This window comes from Hymenobacter ruricola, from assembly GCF_015694525.1.
Taxonomy (GTDB): domain Bacteria; phylum Bacteroidota; class Bacteroidia; order Cytophagales; family Hymenobacteraceae; genus Hymenobacter; species Hymenobacter ruricola.
The window spans coordinates 234668-249686 of the sequence record NZ_JADQDM010000004.1 but is presented as its reverse complement, the minus strand read 5'-3'; the positions used below and the strand labels follow the sequence as shown (position 1 = coordinate 249686).

Annotated in this window: 18 protein-coding genes; 6 read left to right on the top strand and 12 right to left on the bottom strand. The window is 64.0% G+C overall.

Translation table 11 applies throughout. The annotated features are described in order from the left end of the window. Positions 1-66: 66 nt before the first annotated feature. The 5 genes from I2H31_RS11000 to hemW all read right to left on the bottom strand — a co-directional run bounded on the left by I2H31_RS11000 (position 67) and on the right by hemW (position 4090). The gene (locus tag I2H31_RS11000) at positions 67-840 is read right to left on the bottom strand and encodes a cyclase family protein (RefSeq protein WP_196293082.1); all 774 of its coding nucleotides are present in this window, start codon (positions 838-840) and stop codon (positions 67-69) included. A 21-nt stretch (positions 841-861) separates the two neighbouring features. Beyond that, positions 862-1614 (bottom strand): hypothetical protein, encoded by a 753-nt coding sequence (locus I2H31_RS10995; RefSeq protein WP_196293081.1) that lies wholly within the window; start codon positions 1612-1614, stop codon positions 862-864. A gap of 121 nt (positions 1615-1735) precedes the next feature. Next, the gene (locus tag I2H31_RS10990; protein WP_196293080.1) at positions 1736-2395 is read right to left on the bottom strand and encodes an alpha/beta fold hydrolase; all 660 of its coding nucleotides are present in this window, start codon (positions 2393-2395) and stop codon (positions 1736-1738) included. A gap of 4 nt (positions 2396-2399) precedes the next feature. Continuing rightward, positions 2400-2834 (bottom strand): hypothetical protein, encoded by a 435-nt coding sequence (locus tag I2H31_RS10985; protein ID WP_196293079.1) that lies wholly within the window; start codon positions 2832-2834, stop codon positions 2400-2402. A gap of 98 nt (positions 2835-2932) precedes the next feature. Continuing rightward, positions 2933-4090, bottom strand: a complete 1158-nt coding sequence (hemW, locus tag I2H31_RS10980) for a radical SAM family heme chaperone HemW (protein ID WP_196293078.1) — start codon at positions 4088-4090, stop codon at positions 2933-2935. A 224-nt stretch (positions 4091-4314) separates the two neighbouring features. Here hemW and I2H31_RS25630 point away from each other — a divergent pair, with 224 nt between their 5' ends. From I2H31_RS25630 to I2H31_RS10965, 3 genes are all read left to right on the top strand, one after another. Then, entirely contained in the window at positions 4315-5634 is a 1320-nt protein-coding gene (locus I2H31_RS25630; protein ID WP_196293077.1) for an O-antigen ligase family protein, read from the top strand. A gap of 98 nt (positions 5635-5732) precedes the next feature. Continuing rightward, the gene (locus tag I2H31_RS10970; RefSeq protein ID WP_196293076.1) at positions 5733-7598 is read left to right on the top strand and encodes a BamA/TamA family outer membrane protein; all 1866 of its coding nucleotides are present in this window, start codon (positions 5733-5735) and stop codon (positions 7596-7598) included. Positions 7599-7781: 183 nt separating this feature from the next. After that, positions 7782-8165, top strand: a complete 384-nt coding sequence (locus tag I2H31_RS10965) for an Hsp20/alpha crystallin family protein (RefSeq protein WP_196293075.1) — start codon at positions 7782-7784, stop codon at positions 8163-8165. 303 nt (positions 8166-8468) lie between these two features. Here I2H31_RS10965 and I2H31_RS10960 read toward each other — a convergent pair whose 3' ends face one another. Both I2H31_RS10960 and I2H31_RS10955 read right to left on the bottom strand, forming a co-directional pair. Next, positions 8469-8792 (bottom strand): hypothetical protein, encoded by a 324-nt coding sequence (locus I2H31_RS10960; protein WP_196293074.1) that lies wholly within the window; start codon positions 8790-8792, stop codon positions 8469-8471. A 5-nt stretch (positions 8793-8797) separates the two neighbouring features. Beyond that, entirely contained in the window at positions 8798-9073 is a 276-nt protein-coding gene (locus I2H31_RS10955; protein WP_196293073.1) for a VF530 family protein, read from the bottom strand. Between the two features lie 96 nt (positions 9074-9169). Between I2H31_RS10955 and I2H31_RS10950 the strand changes: the two genes are divergently transcribed. Further along, a complete protein-coding gene (locus I2H31_RS10950; RefSeq protein ID WP_196293072.1) occupies positions 9170-10111 on the top strand; it encodes a glycoside hydrolase family 25 protein in 942 nt (313 codons plus the stop codon). An 18-nt stretch (positions 10112-10129) separates the two neighbouring features. On the opposite strand, the gene I2H31_RS10945 is transcribed toward I2H31_RS10950, so the two are convergent. After that, positions 10130-10348 carry a hypothetical protein gene (locus tag I2H31_RS10945; RefSeq protein WP_196293071.1) on the bottom strand — a complete coding sequence of 73 codons (219 nt, stop codon included), beginning with the start codon at positions 10346-10348 and terminating at the stop codon, positions 10130-10132. 64 nt (positions 10349-10412) lie between these two features. Between I2H31_RS10945 and I2H31_RS10940 the strand changes: the two genes are divergently transcribed. Together I2H31_RS10940 and I2H31_RS10935 are read left to right on the top strand one after the other, a co-directional pair. Further along, positions 10413-10829 (top strand): septal ring lytic transglycosylase RlpA family protein, encoded by a 417-nt coding sequence (locus tag I2H31_RS10940; RefSeq protein ID WP_196293070.1) that lies wholly within the window; start codon positions 10413-10415, stop codon positions 10827-10829. Positions 10830-10871: 42 nt separating this feature from the next. Then, the gene (locus I2H31_RS10935; RefSeq protein WP_196293069.1) at positions 10872-11066 is read left to right on the top strand and encodes a hypothetical protein; all 195 of its coding nucleotides are present in this window, start codon (positions 10872-10874) and stop codon (positions 11064-11066) included. Between the two features lie 106 nt (positions 11067-11172). On the opposite strand, the gene I2H31_RS10930 is transcribed toward I2H31_RS10935, so the two are convergent. From I2H31_RS10930 to I2H31_RS10915, 4 genes are all read right to left on the bottom strand, one after another. Then, positions 11173-11547, bottom strand: a complete 375-nt coding sequence (locus I2H31_RS10930; protein ID WP_196293068.1) for a hypothetical protein — start codon at positions 11545-11547, stop codon at positions 11173-11175. Positions 11548-11649: 102 nt separating this feature from the next. After that, on the bottom strand, positions 11650-12312 hold the full coding sequence (locus tag I2H31_RS10925; RefSeq protein WP_196293067.1) for an SOS response-associated peptidase: 663 nt from the start codon (positions 12310-12312) through the stop codon (positions 11650-11652). A 174-nt stretch (positions 12313-12486) separates the two neighbouring features. After that, a complete protein-coding gene (glgP, locus tag I2H31_RS10920; protein ID WP_196293066.1) occupies positions 12487-14139 on the bottom strand; it encodes an alpha-glucan family phosphorylase in 1653 nt (550 codons plus the stop codon). Positions 14140-14359: 220 nt separating this feature from the next. Then, a complete protein-coding gene (locus I2H31_RS10915) occupies positions 14360-14815 on the bottom strand; it encodes a PA2169 family four-helix-bundle protein (protein ID WP_196293065.1) in 456 nt (151 codons plus the stop codon). Positions 14816-15019 lie beyond the last annotated feature (204 nt).

Genomic DNA, 15019 nt, shown 5'->3' with positions numbered 1-15019 from the left:
GAAATGGAAGTGTACTGGCTAGATGCCGCCACTGTCATTTCCGTTGCACCCGCCTTTGGCGCAGGTTTATGCTTGGGCACTCAGGCGATACAGCACCGGCTTGCTGGGGCTGGCATCGAGCTCAAGGCTAGTAATTTGGATGTTAAGAAGGTAGAGGCCGTCAGCTACTTCGTCGGGCACAAAAATCAGCTCGGTGATGGTGGCGGCGTAGCGCGGCTGCGCGGGGTATTGCCAGAACGCGTGGTGGGCCAGGAGCTGGCCGGCGTCCTCCTCGCGGTCCACGCTGGGCAGGTCGAGCAGGAAATGCTGGACGCCGTGCTCCACCAGGAATTCGGCCAGCGCGGGCTCGATGTAAGTGGGGTTGGTGCCGGAGTATTGGCGGTGGCGCTTGGCGGGGTCGTTGGGCAGGGTGCGCAGGATGAAGGCCTCGGGCAAGGACCGGTCCGGTTGCGCGGCCAGGGCAGCTTGCACGTCGGCCAGCAGCACCACGAGGTCGCCGTTGGGCTGGGGGCGCGGGGCCACGCTCACCAGCCGGGCCACGAACAGGAAGCGGCGCAGGCACTGGTTGAGCGTCACGGCCGGGTCGGGCGAGATGTGGCCGTAGCATTCGGTGTGGGTGCCGTTGCCGTGGGGCGTGAGGTGCACGCGCTGGTAGTTGGTGCTGCCGCCCAGGGCCACGCTGCCCACGAAGCTGCCCACCCGGATGGTGTCGAACTGCACGGGCTCGGCCCAAAAGCAGTTCACCTGATTTTCGCCGGGGGCCAGCGGCAGGGAAATGTCGATGGGTGCGGCAGGGTCGAAGGCGTAGGTACGGCCGGCGTAGGGATAAGTAGGGAGCATGGGGAAGGCAGGGTACGGTGGTTACGTTAACGCTGTTTGCAGCACCTCATAGGCCCAGCTGAGTTCATTGAGGGTGTCGTTGTTCAGGGCTGAGTCATGTAGGACATGGTACTCAAGCTGCTGGGCCAACTGCTGCGGCACGGCGGCTTCGTTCAGCCAAGCCGCAACGGCGGTATTGATGTGGGGCTCGGAAAAAGGATTCAGCAGTTGGAGGCCCACACGGCCAAATTGGATTTCGCGCAGTAAAAAGTCTTTGGTGTGCAAAGCGCTGCTTTGGCTGCGGGCGGCGGCCCAGGCAGCCAGCAGCTGAGCGAGGTCGAAATGACCCAGCCCAAACATGATAAGTAGTTCGGTGAGCGAGGCGCCGCCTGGCAAGGGGTACTCTCCGAGGCACTGCACGAAAAACACTTCCGCGAAGGTTTGCAACAGGGTTCGCTCCGGGTCAGTCCACTGAGCGGCACGGTGCAGTTCGAGCCGGCTGAAGGTTATTTCCGTGGAGTGCATCGGAAAGTCGAACTGCGCTACCAGTTCCAGCAACCGGGGCAGGAAGTGCTTCAACTCCCAATGCTCGCGTTCGGAGCCGGAGCGGGCCGAGCTAAAGAAGCCCGCGTCCAGCACGGCGGCCGACACCGTCCGCAGCGGGGTGCGCAGCAACTCCTGCTCCTCGGCGTCGGTCACGCAGCAGGCCTTGCACACGTCGAGCGTGGAACCCAGCATGTAAGGCGCAAACAACTGGTACGCCGCGTCAATAATTTCGTGAAGCCCCGGAGCCATGCGAACCGCAAAAGAGAATGTTAATTTGATACGGCCCCTTAGCGTGCAGAAGCTGCCGTTCGGAACGAGTGCGGACAAAAGAAGCACATGCCCGGAAAAGCAACGCCGCGGCACGGAAGGGTCAGGTAGTTTCCGTTGCTCCGAGTTGATTGAGAATCCGGCTGATTTCGTCCGCGCGGCTGACGATGATGAAGTGGCCGCCGGGCAGCCGGTAGGTGCTGTGCGCCGCGCCGGCCGGCAGCAGCCGGTCGGCAGTGCCGTGGATGCGCGCCACGGGCGCCGGGGCGCCGCCCGGCCACTGCACGAGTTGGGCAATGGCCCAGCGCACGAAGCCCGGCTCGGTATCGCGGATGATGCGCTTTAACAATTCGTATTCGGCCCCGTTTCCAACGCTGAAAAACCACTGCGCTACCCGCGGCAGCAGCGCCAACAGCTGCGGCACCAGCAGCCGGTGCAAGCCCGTGGCCCGCGCCAGCCCCGCCACCCAAGGCAGCTCCTCCGGGCTGGCGAAGCTCGAAACCAGCACCACGCGCGCCCGGGGGCGCAACCGCCCTACTTCCTGCGCCAGCACGCCCCCGAAAGAAACCCCAACCAGCCAGCAAGCCTGCCCCGCGGGCACGGCCGCCGCGAGCCGGGCGGCGTAGTGCGGCAGCGGCTCCTTGGCGTTTTCGGGCGCCAGCCAGCGCAGCACGTGCACCTCGCCCTGCAAGCGCAGGAACCGAAACACCCGCTCGTCGGCGCCCAGCCCGGGAATGAGGTAGAAGACCGGCGTCGCCGCCATCCGCTTACGTATCGAGGCGCACGAACACGCCTTCGAGGTAGAAGATGTTGTGGGGCTGCGGGTCGTCGGGGCCTTCTTCGTCCCCGGTCTCGTCGTCTTCCAGCGCCGGGTAAGTCACGGAGAGCTTGAGGGCCACGCTGGGCAGCGGCACGGGCGGGCTGTCGTCGGAATTGTATTCGAGCAGCGCGGGCCACTCCTGGGCGGCCAGGGCGTCGGCCACTTCTTCCTGCAAGGCGTCGGCGCGGTCGTGAGCCAGGCTCAGGAGCGTGTCGAGGGCCTTGAAGGGCAGGGCGAGGTGGAAGAAATGCGTGTCGTTGTCGAAAAACGTGGTGGCCCACACGGTCACGTCGTCGGTGTTGTCAAAGACAATGGCCACCACGTGTACCTGCTCCACAAAGAAGTCGGCGTCGTCGGCAATGCTGTCGCTCAGGAGTCTCATGGGACCGCAGATTTAACGAATTTTAACTAAAAAACCGGCTTGCGACGGTTCTGACGGGGAGCCACGCAGGTTTCGACCGGAACCGCAAATACTCCGTTTCATCTGCTAAAATCCGTTAAATCTGCGGTCTGGAACAGCTCCAGCGTGATGTGGTCGGCCAGGAGCTTGCCCGCGTCGGTCAAAGTAAGCACTTCGTGTTGGATGCGGGCCCAGCCGTTGGCTTGCAGCTCGGCGAGGTAGGCGGCGTGGGCGGCCTGCACATCGAAGCCGAGACGGGTACGCAGGTAAGCCAGGTCGCAGCCGCGGGCCGTGCGCAGGGTGGTGAGCAGGTACTCGTTGGCGCGGTCGGTGGCGGTGAGGACGTCCAGCGTCACGGGCACTTCGCCGCGCTCCAGCACGGCGGCCACGTACTGCGGGTTGTTGGCGAGGGTGAACTGGCGGTTCTGGCCGTCGTAGCTGTGGGCGCTGGGGCCGAGGCCGAGATAGGGCACCCCGCGCCAGTAGTTGCCGTTGTGCCGGCTCTCGCGGCCGGGCTGGCAGAAATTGCTGATTTCGTACTGCTCGTAGCCGTGGGCGCGCATGGCCGCCAGCAGCATTTCAAACTGGGTGGCCACGAACTCATCGGGCGCCGCCTTGAACGTGCCCTTTTGCAGGCGGTGCCCGAAAGCGGTGCCCGGCTCGATGGTGAGGGCGTAGGCCGACACGTGCGGCACACCCAGCGCGAAGGCGTTGGCGAGGTCGGCCTCCCAGATGTGGTGGCCCGGCGCGGGCACGCCGTAAATCAAGTCAATGGAAATGTTCTCGAAGCCCGCGTCCTGCGCCCGGCGCACGGCCGTGGTCGATTCCCCGGCGGTGTGGGCGCGGTTCATCAGGCGCAGATGGGGCTCGTAGAAGCTTTGCAGGCCGATGCTGAGGCGGTTGACGCCGGCCGCGGCCAGTTCGTGCAGCTTGGCGGCGCTGAGGTCGTCGGGGTTGGCTTCGAGGGTGATTTCGGCCTGCGGGGCCACCGCGAAATGGCGGCGAATGGCGGTGAAAATCTGGTTTAGCTCCGGGGCGCTGAGCAATGAGGGCGTACCGCCGCCGAAGTAAATGGTTTCCAGCTCAGTAGTAGCACCGAGGTAATCGCGGCGCAGCTCCAGCTCCCGCACAATGGCTTCGACCAAGCGGCTTTTCAAGCCCAGCGATGTGCTGAAATGGAAGTCGCAATAGTGGCAAGCCTGCTTGCAGAAAGGAATGTGGAGGTAAAGGCCAGCCATAAAAGCGCGATGTGAGGCGTAGGGCTAAACGGGCCGCGGCCCCGCATTAATTCCGCCAACAAAGGTAGAAACCGCGGGCGCGGCGGGCAGTTCGCGCCGTGGCCCCGCTCATAGCGCGCCTCCACTCGGACCGTCGGGCCCGGCAATTGCCTCCCTCATTGCTTTGAGCACGGCCGGAAAAACGCCCTACCTTCGCTTTCCGTCCGTTTTTACCGCCCCGCTTCGTGAATATTCCGCAGTATTACTCGTCCGGTCGTCTTTCGCAATACCTGTTGTGGCTGGCCTGCGTGGCGGGCGTGGTGGGGCTGCTGGCAGCGCGCTTTCTGGTGGCGCTGGCGCCTGTGGTGGGCGTGCTGGCCGTGCTGGCCAACCCCGACTTGCGCCGCGACCTGCCCCGCTACTTCCGCAACGGCGCGGCCCTGCGGGCGGCGGCTATCGTGGTGTTTTTGCTGCTCAGCAGCGTGTACACCAGCGAATGGGCCGTGTGGCGGCACGAGGTGTTTCGCAGCCTGCCGTGGGTGGGCGTGCCGCTGGCGTTTGCGGCGGCCGTGCCGCTGGCCAGCGGGCAGCGGCTGGCCGTGGGGGCGCTGTTTGTGCTGGGCACCGCCGCCGTGGGCCTGCTCACCCTGGGCCAGTACCTGCTGCACCCCGAAGCGGCCAACGAAGCCATTCGCATCGGCCAGAACATGCAGGCCGTCACGCGCGTGTTTCACATCTCGTTTGGGCTGATGCTGGCGCAGGCCTTTTTCTGGGGCCTGCTACTGCGGCGCCACGCGCTGGCCGGGCCGTGGCTGCGGCGGGCACTGCTGGCCGCGGCCGTGGTGGCCGTGGTGGTGCTGCACGTGCTGGCCTACCGCACGGGCCTGCTGGTGCTGTATGCGGGCTTGCTGGCGTACGCGGGCTGGCTGCTCACGCGCCGCAACCTGGCGCTGGGCCTCGGGCTGGTGCTGGTGCTGGGCGCGGCGCCGTGGCTGGCGTACCAGGCGCTGCCCTCGGTGCAAAAGCGGGTGGGCGCCACCGTGTGGGACGTGCAGCAGTTCCAACTCAAGCACGACATCAACAACTATTCGCTGGCCCGGCGCCTGGCTGCCATCGAAACCGCCGGCCACGTCATCAGCGAAAACTGGCTGGTGGGCGTGGGCCCCGCCGACACCCACGCCGCCATGCTGCGCCAGTACGCCTGGCACGACTACGGCCTGCAGCTCAAAAACCGCGTGGAAGTGCACAATCAGTACCTCGAAGCCCTGATGGGCGGCGGGCTGATTGGGCTGGGCCTGTGGCTGGCGGTGCTGCTGTGGCCCCTCACCCGGGCCTGGGGGCGGCGCAACCCGGCCATCTGCTTTTTCATCCTGACGCAGGCCACCGTGATGATGGTGGTCGACACGCTGAGCCTGCAAATAGGCCTGAACCTGTTCGTGTTCGGCTACGGCTTTCTGGTGGTAGCCGGCGAAGAAGCCGCCAAAAGGGGACTGGCTGAAACCAACGAAGCAACAGCGGCCGGGTCGGTACCCCGAAGCTTCGCGCCAGCCCGCGAGAACGGCTAGCGCAACCACCGAAGTCCGGCTTAGCTACGCTGACCTTCGGTTCGGGGTACCGGGTATCTTCGGGAAATTAAATGGCGGCTTTCGCGTTACTGCCCCGAATGGTTATCCGGCTACTACTGCGCTGCGTGGGAATACTGGTGGTGAGCGGCCTGCTCAGCAGCCCCCATGCCCGCGCCCAAATGCCCAGCCTCAACCCCGCCGCGCCCAACCAGCCCGGCCTGGCCACCCCGCCCCTGCCGCCGCGCGATGCGCCGCCCCCGGCGCCCGCGCCGCGCCAGCTGCTGGGCCGCCCGCGGGTGCTGCAGCTCGAAACCGAAGCGGCCGACCGGCCCATCGTGCGGCGCTACAAACTGCCCGCCACCGTGCCCGATTCGCTGAGCGCGCTGCGCGAAGTGCGCGACCTGGTGGTGGCCCTGCAGGGCGACGCCTACCTCACGGCCTCGGCCGACGAGCTGCGCTGGGGCCGCGACACGGTGCGTGTGCGCCTCTACGTGGGCGAGCAGTTTCGCTGGGCCTACCTGCGCAACGGCAACCTCGGCGACGGCCTGCTGACGCGCGCTGGCTACCGCGAAAAATTGTTTCGCCAAACGCCCTTTCTGCCCGGCGACTGGGCCCGGCTGCAGGAGCGCATCCTCACCGAAGCCGAAAACCAGGGCTTCCCCTTCGCCACCGTGGGCCTCGATTCGGTGCAGCTCAGCGGGCGCGCCATTGCCGGGCGCGTGGTGCTCAAGCGCGGCCCGGCGGTGGTGTTCGACTCGCTGCAGATAGTGGGCAACACCAAAACTAAAAAGCGGTTCATCACCAAGTATTTGCAGATATTTCCGGGCCAGCCCTTCAGCCAGCAGCGGGTGGTGGGCGCGGCCCAACTGCTGCGCCAGCTGCCCTACCTCAAGCTGCGCGCCGAGCCCGAAATCCGGTTTGCCGGCGGCAAGGCCCGCGTGTATTTGCTGCTCGATGACCGGCCCAGCAACCAGTTCGACGCCATTGTGGGCATTTTGCCGAACTCCAACGCCGACCAAAGCGGGGTGCAGTTCACCGGCGACGTCACCATCAACCTGCGCAACATCAAGGGCGGCGGCAAGCAGCTCGGCCTGCAATGGCGCAAAACCGATGCGCTCTCGCAGCTGCTCGATGCGCAGTATGTGCACCCCAACTTCTTTGGCTCACCGCTGGAGCTTTCCGGCACCTTCAACCTCTACCAGCAAACCAACGATTTCACCACCATTCAGCCGCGCCTGCAGGTGACGTACCCCACCGTGCGAGCCGGCCGCATCAGCTTTTTTGCCGAGCAGCGGGGCTCGTTTCTCGACGAGTTGAAGGACACCACCGTGCTGCCCGCCAACCTAGACTCGCAGTACAACTCCTACGGCCTGGCCTACGCCTGGGCCAGCCTCGACGACCTGTTTTTCCCGCACCGCGGCGCTTTGGTGAATTTGCAATCGGCCGTGGGCACCAAAACCATCAGCCAGAACGCCCAGCTCCGCGCCGAACTTTACAAGGACATCCCGATGCGCTCTACCCAGTACACCTTTGCCCTGCGCGCCGAGCGCTACTTCCCGGTGAAGCGCGCCGGCGTGCTGCTGCTGCGCCTGCGCGGCGAAGGCTTGCTCAGCCCGCGCCTGTTCACCAACGACCTGCTGCGGCTGGGCGGACTGAACTCCCTGCGCGGCTTCAACGAAAACCAGTTCTACACCAGCTCTTTCGCCGTGGCCACGGCCGAATTTCGCCAGTTCATCGGCGCCGATTCCTACGTGTTTTTGTTTGCCGACCAAGCCTACCTGCGGCACGACGTGACCGACGACCGGTTCAGCGACCAGCCCACCGGCGTGGGCGCGGGCCTGAGCTTCCGCACGCCGGCCGGCTTGTTTCAGTTCGTGTACTCGGCGGGCCAGGCCACGTCCATTGGCCAGCAGTTCGGCCTGAGCAACTCGAAGATTCACTTCGGCCTCACCAGCCGGTTTTGATGCCATTTCGTCGGCTTTTCCGGGGGTAAAACCGCGTTTGCTGCCAGCGTGGCCGCAATGGTAAAAATGCGCCTAAAATTTCCGCCAATTCGGCTGATTTTCAGGCGTAGTAAGTACTGATTGAGATTGGTACATCATTTGTCATAGCAAGCCCGAAGCCGCCCCTAAAACCGGCTCCTTGCCATGAAATTCATCAGCCCGAAATTTATCCGTACCATCGCCCCGCAGCTTGACCTGCTCAACACCATCGGCGGTGGCGTGGCCCAGCCCCAACTGCGCGTCGACCAGCGCCCCAAAGGCGTGATTCTGCGCGTGGCCATGCCCACCGTGCCGGCCGAAAGCTTCCGCGTGGTGCTCAACCAGCAGCGCCTCACCGTGTTCGGCGAGTACCGCCACGAGCCGGAAGCGCAGCTGGCCGCTCCCCTCTTCGTCCAGACCCTCGACCTGCCGAACAACCTCGACCTGTCGCGCATCGATGCCGTGCACGAAGGCCAGGAGCTGCAAGTCCGCATTCCTTTCCTGAACCCGACGGACCAGCAGCGCGAAATCGACATTCGCCACAATTAATTCCGGCCCTTGCCGCGAATTAATCTTCCTGACTATCTGTTAATTAATTATAACGCCGGGACCGACCGGCACCGCAGTCCATCCATAACGCCGGGGCCGACCGGCTGCTTTCTGAGTCTTTCCGGTTTCACATTGAGCCACCGCCCACAGCGGTGGTTTTGTTTTTTAGGGCATTTTGGATTAGAACGTCATGCTGAGCGCAGCGAAGCATCTTTACCGCAACAGTTCCTCCTTTTAATCGGATTACCACAGCGGTAAAGATGCTTCGCTGCGCTCGGCATGACGTTCTTTTTACAACAGTCCCTACCCAAACAGCGGAATCAGGAGCACGAAGCTCATCAGCAGCGCCAGGTAAAACCAGCCCATCACCTGCCCCCGGTAGTGGCGCGGCAGCTGATTGCTGAGCACCAGCATGGCCAGGATGACCAGGATGAGGTGCGCCACAAAAAACACCATCGTCTTGAGCCAGTTGCTCACAATGGTGTTTTCGGGCTGCATCTGGTTCGATTCGCCCAGGCCGGAAGTGAGGTATTGCAGGGCGTAGAAAGCCACCGTCTCGAAGGCCACGAACAGCAGCAGGCCCACGAACAGCGACGCGGCGGAGGATTTGGGAGAGACGTCGGCCATGGCGGTTAGGGGCGCGGGCGGCCCTGCACTTCGGCCGAGCGGGCCTTGATGTAGAGCTGCTCCACTTTGGCGCGGGCCCAGGGCGTGCGCCGCAAAAACGTGAGGCTGGATTTGACGCTGGGGTTGTCGGCGAAGCAGTTCATGCGCAGGCGCGCGTCGAGTTCGGGCCAGCCGTAGGCGGCCACGAGGTATTCCAGAATGGCGGCGAGCGTGACGCCGTGCAACTCGCTGATGAGGTGGCCCGATTCGTCGCGGGCATCGGCGGCGCGGAGGAAAGACATAGCAGGGACGGATGGCTGGAAGCGCAAAGTTGGCGAAAAGCCGCCGGCCGAGGCACGATGCCGCCGGGGCCGTCGTTATTTTTGAGCCGCCCCGCCATGCCCCAGCCTTCGCCCACCCGCCGCGCCACCCCTCCCGCCCCGCCCCGCGCGCCCCGGCGGGCCTGGCGGCGCGCCGTGCTGGCCGGGTTGCTGCTGGCGCTGCTGGCCGGCGCCGTGTACTACCAGCGCCACCAGGTGCAGCTCAACCGCTACGCCCGCCGGGCCTGGGCCACCTTCACCAAAAACGGCCTCACGGGCCGCGAAAAAACGCCGCTGCTGGCCGGCTACTCGGTGCATGGCATCGACGTGTCGGCCTACCAGGGCCGCATCGACTGGCCCGAGGTGGCGCGCAACAAGGTGCGGTTTGCCTTCATCAAGGCCAGCGAGGGGGCCACGTTGCGCGACCCGCGCTTTGCCCGCAACTGGAAGGAAGCCCGCAAGGCCGGCGTGCTCTGCGGCGCCTACCACTATTTTCAGCCCAACCGCGACGGGCAGATTCAGGCCGACCTTTTTGCCCGCACCGTGCCCCTGGCGCCCGGCGACCTGCCGCCGGTGCTCGACGTGGAAGCGCCCAATTTTCACGACGTGGCCGTGCTGCGGCGCGAGGTGGCCCGCTGGCTGCGCCTCACCGAGGCGCACTACGGCGTGCGGCCCATTCTCTATTCCAACCACAGCTTCTACCGGCGCCACCTGGCCGGGCACTTCGACGACTACCCGCTCTGGCTGGCCCACTACGAGGTGAAAAAGCCCGCCATGCCCCGCAGCAAGTGGATAATCTGGCAACACTCCGATGAGGCCTACGTGCCCGGCATCCGCGGCGTGGTCGACTTCAACGTATTCCAGGGCAACTTTGAGGCGTTGCAGGCCTTGCGCGTGCCCGCGCCGAAACCCAAACCCGAAGCGACAACGAAGCCCGCCAAAACGCAGCCGGGCAAAAAAACCGCCCGGCCCACCGGCCCCAAAGCGGGGCGGCAAGCGGGGCGGCAAGCCGGGCGGTAGGGGCCAATGGCCGATGGACTACATTTTGTCCTTCGCCATCGCTTTGCCGTCCTTCTTCACCATCTTGCCGTCTTTCTTGGCCATCTTGTCCGACGCCATCTTGCCGTCCTTCTTCATCATCTTGCCTTCCGTCTTGGCTTCTTTTTTCGCCATCTTGTCGTCGCCCTGCTGCGCGTGAGCGGCCAGGAAGGTGCACGAGAGAGCCAGGGCCGAAGCCAGTTTCAACAGGTTTTTCATGGGGTTGAAAGTTGTTTGGGGTGAGAAATATGGCCGAAAGGTGGCCGCCAATTATAAAGTTTAGATGAAGCACTACCTCAAGGCCAAATTTCTGTACCTCCGCCCCTTCGGGCCGCTACGGTGGGCGCTGCCGGCCCTGCTGCTGGCCACCTCCTGCGGGGGCAGCCGCAATGCGTTCACGCAGTCGGGCCAGGGCTCGTACTACGCCGATAAGTTCGCCGGCCGGCCCACCACCAGCGGCGCGCCTTACCGGCCCGGCAAAATGACGGCCGCCCACAACACCCTGCCCTTCGGCACCCGCATCAAAGTCACGAACGTGCGCAACGGCAAGTCGGTGAAAGTGACCGTGAACGACCGGGGCCCGCACGTGAAAGGCCGCATCGTGGACGTTTCGCGCAAAGCCGCCCAGAAGCTGGATTTGGTGGATGCCGGGGTGGTGCCCGTGCAGCTCAAAGTCATCAAAGCTGCGCCCAAAAAATAAGGTTAGCACCGACTACCGGGCATCTTTTCCGAATATTGCGCCATGAACATCCGCAAAAAAGTCCGCTGGGCCCTGCCGCCCGGCACCAACCGCTACGCCGCCCTCGACCTCTGGGTGCCCGCCGCCGAAGACGAAGGCTGGTCCGACGACGAAATTCAGTACGTCATCAACGAGGTGGTGGAAGCTGACGACGACCAGGCCGGCCTGGAAGTACTGAACTGGTACACTTACAAGTAGAGACGCAGCATCTTGCGTCCGTTATGACGATGACGCCTGAGTAACGCCCCAGCGGCGCGGTGCCAGCCGTTCAACGACGAGACGCAACTATGCGTCTCTACCATCGTCAGGCGGCGGGATTTACCGGGCGCACCGCCAGGCGCAACCAAGCGCCGGCCAGCCCCGCCAGGCCACCGGCCAGCCCGGCTACCAGGCCCGCCACCAGCACCAGCACCGGCACCGAACCGCCCAGTGGCAGCAGCTGCGCCATGCGGTGGGCCAGCAGGCCCTCGTTCTGGTAAGCCAGCCAAGCGGCAGGGAGTATCCAACTCAAGGCGGCGCCACTAAAGCCCGCCCAAAACGCCACGCGGCCGGTGGGCGCAATGGCCAAGCCCACTACAAAGGCGACCACGGCCAGGCTCCACCACGGCAAGTCCAGCTGCACGGCCGAAGCCAGCACGAGAATGAGAATCGGTAAAAGCCAGGGGTTGCGCCAGTTCATGCGGGCAAAGTAACGCTTTGCTTCATGAAGTATGAAAAACCCGTCTGTCATCCTGAGCGGAGCGCAGGATGACAGACGGGTTTTCCCTCGCTCAGCGAAGTGTCAAGCTGCCGCCAGCACTTCGGGGTCGTTGTTGGCCGGCGAGTTCACGCGCTTGCTGATGACGTATTCCTGCATGGCCGCGGCGTCGTAGGGCACCAGCAGCTCCTGGTGCGCCTTCAGGCCCAGGCCGTCGTCGAGCCAGGCTTGCTCGGCGGCGCGGGTGGGCAGGATGACGGGCATCCGGTTGTGGATGTTGGCCATCAGTTCGTTGGGCTCGGTGGTGATGATGGTGAAGGTGGGGTGCAGCTCGCCGGTGCCGCGGTCCACCCACTCGTCCCAGAGGCCGGCGAAGGCGAAGGGCTGCTCGTTGCGCAACAGGATGCGGTGCGGCACTTTGCCACCGGGCGTGGCTTGCCACTCGAAGAAGCTGTCGGCCAGCACCAGGCAGCGCTTGCGGCCCAGCAACTGCCGAAACGAGGGCTTCTCGGCCAGCGTCTCGGCGCGGGCGTTGATGGGCTTGGGGCCGGCGGCGGGGTCCTTGCTCCAGCTGGGCACGAGGCCCCAGTTCAGGAGCTGAATCTGGCCGGGCGCGGCGTTGGTGATGATGGGCAGGCGCTGCGAGGGCGCGGCGTTGTAGGTAGTCGGGGCGGGCTCGGCGAACGTGGCGTCGAAACGCTGCTCAGCCGTGGGAGCCGGGGCGATGAAGGTGTAGCGACCACACATGGCGGATAAGGCAGGGAAGAGAAATGGAAAGGATAATATTGTCGGTCATCCTGAACGCAGTGAAGGACCTTACCACGTTCGGACGAGTCGTTTATACGACAATCGTTCCGACATGATAAGGTCCTTCACTGCGTTCAGGATGACAGATGAAACCTACTGCTCCTTCCGTCTCGCTTACGCTTTGTACAGCAGCTCGTAGTACTCACGGGCCATACGGCCCGACTCGAACTCCGGCTCCACGTCCTTCATGGCGGTTTTTACCACTTTCAGGAAGTTCTTGGGCTGGTCGTAATACATGGGCAGCACGGTGTTTTCCAGCACGTCGAGCAGGGCGGTGGCTTCCTGGTCGTCCTTCACGTTTTCGGGCAGGGTTTCGTCGGAATGCGCGATGACGAAGCCGTTTTCGCCGTCGCGGATGAACTCCGGAATCCAGCCGTCGGCGATGCTCAGGTTCACGCTGGCGTTCATGGCGGCGGTCATGCCGCTGGTGCCGCTGGCTTCGCGCGGGAAGCGGGGCGTATTCAGCCAGATGTCGGAGCCTTTTTTGAGGGCGGCCGACAGGCCCAGCTCGTAGCCGGTGAGCACGGCGCAGTTCGGCAGGCTGGCCGTGCGCTTCATGATGTCGTTGAACAAGGCCACCGCACCGAAGTCTTTCGGGTAGGGCTTGCCGGCCCAAATCACCTGAATGGGGCGCTGGGTGTTGCTGGCCAACTCCACGAAGCGCTCGAAGTGGCGCAGAATCAGGTCGGCGCGCTTGTAGCCGGCGAAGCGGCGGGCCCATACCACGGTGAGCACGCTGGAGTCGAAGACGTTGCCGGTCTGGTCGGCCACGATTTTAAACAGCTCTTTTTTCAGCTCCTGCTTGCGGGCGAGCAGGGCCGCATCGTCCTTGCTTTTGTTGGCGGCGGCCAGTTGCGGGTCGCGCCAGTAGGTGCCGTTCTGGCTGTTGGTGATGGGGATGATGGGGCAGATGCCCTCGTAGTGGCCCCACATTTCGTTGGCCACGCGGCCGTGCACCTTGCTCACGGCGTTGGCTTTGCGCGAAAAGCGCAGGGCGGTGAGGGTGTAGTTCAGGGCATCGCCGGTGCCGATGCGGGCTTCGCGGCGCACTTCCTCCTCGGTCATGGTGCCGAAGAAGGTCATGTCAGTGAGCAGCTTCATGGGGCGCTCCTCGTTGCCGGCCAGCTCGGGCGTGTGGGTGGTGAACACGAGGCGCTTCTGCACTTCGGCCAGGTCGCGGCCGTGTTTTTCGTAGAGGTAAAACGCCAGCGGCAGGCCGTGGCCCTCGTTAAGGTGGTACACGTCGGTTTTGCGGCCGAGCACGTCGAGCAGCTTGCCGCCGCCCACGCCCAGCAGGATGCTCTGGGCCACGCGGGCCGCGGCGTCCGGGTCGTAGAGGTGGTGCGAGATGGTGCGCGAGATGTAGTCGTTTTCCGCGATGTCGGTGGTCAGGAAGAACATGGGCACGGTGCCGAACACCTCCGGGGCCAGGTACAGGGCCTTCACGTGCACGTCGGCGCCGTGAATGGTGATGGGGAACACCAGGCCCGTGTCCTGCAGAAACGAGTAGTGCTTCTGGCGGAACTCGGCGCGCATGGTCTGGTCTTCGGCGCGGCCCTGGTCGTAGTAGCCAAAGCTCCACAGGATGCTGATGCCCACCAGGTTCTGCTTCAGCTCGAAGCCCGAGCGCATGTGCGAGCCGGCCAAAAAGCCCAGGCCGCCGGAGTAGGTTTTGAGGGCTTGGTCGACGGCGAATTCCATCGAGAAGTACGCCGCAGCGGTTTTGTATTTGGCCGCGGGCGCGTAAGGTTTGAACGTGAAAGCCATAAGGAAATATGACACCAGCCAAGGCTGGCATTAAAAGAAAGGCGGGTTAAAATGAAGGTGAAGCTAAGCCAGGCGACTTAACAAGACGAAGCCGCAATGTGCAAACGTTTCGACAAATAAAGTAGAAGCCCAATATTAAGCTTGTGGTGCAGACGCGCAATGACGCCACTCAGGAAGCGCTTTCCCAAGCCGCATTGTGCGCCAAAATAGCTGGCCGGGCCTACCCCACACTGGCGATGCCTTTCAGCTGCTGGAGCTTGCGCAGGGTTTCCTGCGAGGTCTGGTGCTGGCGCTCCACGGCCTGGCGGGCGGCGCCGGTGAGCTCCGACGATTCCAGGGCTTCGGCGTAGGCTTTGATGGCCCACTCTTCGCCGTAAATGTTGGAATCCAGGATGCTGGCTTCGCTGCGGTTGGTGACGAGGGCCTTGGCGTCCATGAAGCCGCGGTAGAACTTGCCCTTGAGCGTGGTGCTGCTTTCGGCGTCGCCGCCGGCGGCCTTGGCGAAGCCGTTCAGCTCGCTCACGAACTGCTCGCTTTGCTGCACCAGCTGCTGGTAATAGGCTTGGTTCTGCGGGTCTTTGGTTTCGTGGGCGGCGGTTTTGTAGCCCTCGATGCGGTCGTTGACGAACAGGGTCAGTTCGTTGAGAGTATCAGCTAGTTTAGAGTTTTCAGCCATTGGAAAGGTCGGTTGAAGCAAAAGGTGGTACGCCGAAGCAGGCCGTTGGGCCGGCGCCGGCAAGGCTTCCTAACGACGGCAGGGAAGGCCGAGTTGGGAATAACCAGCTACTCATTTGATAAATACCAAATCTGGTTCACCATCCGGTAGTCTCAGCAACGAGTTGAACGGAGCACCTGCACAACTCAGCCGGGGTTTCGGAGC

What these genes read in the sequence shown, in the direction of transcription:
- I2H31_RS11000 (WP_196293082.1), bottom strand. Translation starts at nt 840, where the DNA reads ATGCTCCCTACTTATCCCTACGCCGGCCGTACCTACGCCTTCGACCCT.
- I2H31_RS10995 (WP_196293081.1), bottom strand. Translation starts at nt 1,614, where the DNA reads ATGGCTCCGGGGCTTCACGAAATTATTGACGCGGCGTACCAGTTGTTT.
- I2H31_RS10990 (WP_196293080.1), bottom strand. Translation starts at nt 2,395, where the DNA reads ATGGCGGCGACGCCGGTCTTCTACCTCATTCCCGGGCTGGGCGCCGAC.
- I2H31_RS10985 (WP_196293079.1), bottom strand. Translation starts at nt 2,834, where the DNA reads ATGAGACTCCTGAGCGACAGCATTGCCGACGACGCCGACTTCTTTGTG.
- hemW (WP_196293078.1), bottom strand. Translation starts at nt 4,090, where the DNA reads ATGGCTGGCCTTTACCTCCACATTCCTTTCTGCAAGCAGGCTTGCCAC.
- I2H31_RS10970 (WP_196293076.1), top strand. Translation starts at nt 5,733, where the DNA reads ATGGTTATCCGGCTACTACTGCGCTGCGTGGGAATACTGGTGGTGAGC.
- I2H31_RS10965 (WP_196293075.1), top strand. Translation starts at nt 7,782, where the DNA reads ATGAAATTCATCAGCCCGAAATTTATCCGTACCATCGCCCCGCAGCTT.
- I2H31_RS10960 (WP_196293074.1), bottom strand. Translation starts at nt 8,792, where the DNA reads ATGGCCGACGTCTCTCCCAAATCCTCCGCCGCGTCGCTGTTCGTGGGC.
- I2H31_RS10955 (WP_196293073.1), bottom strand. Translation starts at nt 9,073, where the DNA reads ATGTCTTTCCTCCGCGCCGCCGATGCCCGCGACGAATCGGGCCACCTC.
- I2H31_RS10950 (WP_196293072.1), top strand. Translation starts at nt 9,170, where the DNA reads ATGCCCCAGCCTTCGCCCACCCGCCGCGCCACCCCTCCCGCCCCGCCC.
- I2H31_RS10945 (WP_196293071.1), bottom strand. Translation starts at nt 10,348, where the DNA reads ATGAAAAACCTGTTGAAACTGGCTTCGGCCCTGGCTCTCTCGTGCACC.
- I2H31_RS10940 (WP_196293070.1), top strand. Translation starts at nt 10,413, where the DNA reads ATGAAGCACTACCTCAAGGCCAAATTTCTGTACCTCCGCCCCTTCGGG.
- I2H31_RS10935 (WP_196293069.1), top strand. Translation starts at nt 10,872, where the DNA reads ATGAACATCCGCAAAAAAGTCCGCTGGGCCCTGCCGCCCGGCACCAAC.
- I2H31_RS10930 (WP_196293068.1), bottom strand. Translation starts at nt 11,547, where the DNA reads ATGAACTGGCGCAACCCCTGGCTTTTACCGATTCTCATTCTCGTGCTG.
- I2H31_RS10925 (WP_196293067.1), bottom strand. Translation starts at nt 12,312, where the DNA reads ATGTGTGGTCGCTACACCTTCATCGCCCCGGCTCCCACGGCTGAGCAG.
- glgP (WP_196293066.1), bottom strand. Translation starts at nt 14,139, where the DNA reads ATGGCTTTCACGTTCAAACCTTACGCGCCCGCGGCCAAATACAAAACC.
- I2H31_RS10915 (WP_196293065.1), bottom strand. Translation starts at nt 14,815, where the DNA reads ATGGCTGAAAACTCTAAACTAGCTGATACTCTCAACGAACTGACCCTG.